The sequence below is a fragment of the Desulfobacula phenolica genome (assembly GCF_900105645.1).
In the GTDB taxonomy this organism is placed as follows: domain Bacteria; phylum Desulfobacterota; class Desulfobacteria; order Desulfobacterales; family Desulfobacteraceae; genus Desulfobacula; species Desulfobacula toluolica.
Window position 1 is genome coordinate 1 of the sequence record NZ_FNLL01000051.1, and the last position, 1290, is coordinate 1290.

Here is a 1290-nt window from a genome sequence, read left to right on the forward strand (position 1 = left end):
AAAAAAAAAAGATAAACAATCAAGCTAAAAACATGCTCACGTCGCACTAACTCTGGATCGTGACGCTTAGTAAAAATTGGGTGAGCGATATACGCAGATGTAAAGCTCATCATCAATATTCGATCAATCATGAGTAAAATCATTAAATAATGGTGGTGGGGCTTATTCGAGCGTTTTTTTTCTAACAGGCGGGTGAACCGGACAGCAAGGGTCTCCTTCTTTTTAACGGTTGAAATAATTTTGAATGATATGCTTTTAATTAACTTTTTTGGAAACCCTTGCTGCCCGTTACCCAAGCGTTATATTCAGATTCAACAACCTTAGAAATGGAGAAACAATGTCAAATCGAATTACACCTATAAAAAAAACCGTTTATGGGTTTGTAATTGCTGCAATTTTAGTTTTAGTCAATTCTGGTGTAGCCATTACAAGCCTCTCCAAATCAAGTAAAGTCATTTCAAAACTGGCAACTATTCAGAATATCGATGAAAGAAATGAAATCACAAGGAATCTGATTCAGTTCCAAGCAAACGCAAATAAGAAATTAATCATTTCTTCGATAACATCTGTTGCTGTAATTTTATTAACTGGCACAATGATTGGGCGTGCATTAATTGCGACAGAGAAGAAAAGTTAAATGAGATATGAGATAATTCATCAGCCATTTTGAATATAACAGGCGGGTGAACCGGACAGCAAGGGTCTCCTTCTTTTTAAAGGTTGAAAAACTTTTAAATGATGTGCATTCAATTAACTTTTTTGGAAACCCTTGCTGCCCGTTACCCAAACGTTAGGAATTAATACAATGCAAGAAAATGAACAAATTGCAAAAGTTAAAATATCTGAAGATACTTTAAACAAGTGGCAAAACATTGTCGATATAATGGCTGAATTGATAAAAATTCCTGCCGCACTCATTATGCGCCTTGTTGAATCTGACATAGAAGTATTTATTTCTAGTCAAAGTGAAGGCAATCCTTATCACCCTGGAGATCATGAATGTTTTTTAGGCTCAGGATTGTATTGCGAAACGGTTATAAATACAAACGACAAGCTTCTGATTCCCAACGCACTTTCTGATGAAAAATGGAAAAACAATCCAGATGTAAAACTTAACATGATTTCATATTTAGGTTTTCCAATTCTTCTACCAGACGGAAAACCATTTGGAACCATTTGTGTTCTTGACAATAAGGAAAATAGCTATTCTGAAACCTATAAAAATCTTATAATAAATTTTCGTGAAATAATTCAGTCTCAGTTGGAACTTATATATATGAACACGGTACT

The 1290-nt window shown here is 34.4% G+C and carries 3 protein-coding genes; 2 read left to right on the forward strand and 1 reads right to left on the reverse strand.

The features are described 5' to 3' along the window. The coding region (locus BLT94_RS22235) for a hypothetical protein (RefSeq protein ID WP_217641269.1) at positions 1-296 on the reverse strand (296 nt) is incomplete at its 3' end. A gap of 41 nt (positions 297-337) precedes the next feature. Between BLT94_RS22235 and BLT94_RS21720 the strand changes: the two genes are divergently transcribed. Both BLT94_RS21720 and BLT94_RS21725 read left to right on the forward strand, forming a co-directional pair. After that, complete coding sequence (locus BLT94_RS21720) at positions 338-637, forward strand: hypothetical protein (protein ID WP_092238858.1); 300 nt, start codon at positions 338-340, stop codon at positions 635-637. A 168-nt stretch (positions 638-805) separates the two neighbouring features. Next, positions 806-1290, forward strand: a 485-nt coding sequence (locus tag BLT94_RS21725) for a GAF domain-containing protein (RefSeq protein ID WP_139169118.1), incomplete at its 3' end; no start/stop codon positions are given.

Excerpts from the sequence above, each read along its gene's own strand:
- BLT94_RS21720 (WP_092238858.1), top strand. The coding sequence starts at position 338 with ATGTCAAATCGAATTACACCTATAAAAAAAACCGTTTATGGGTTTGTA.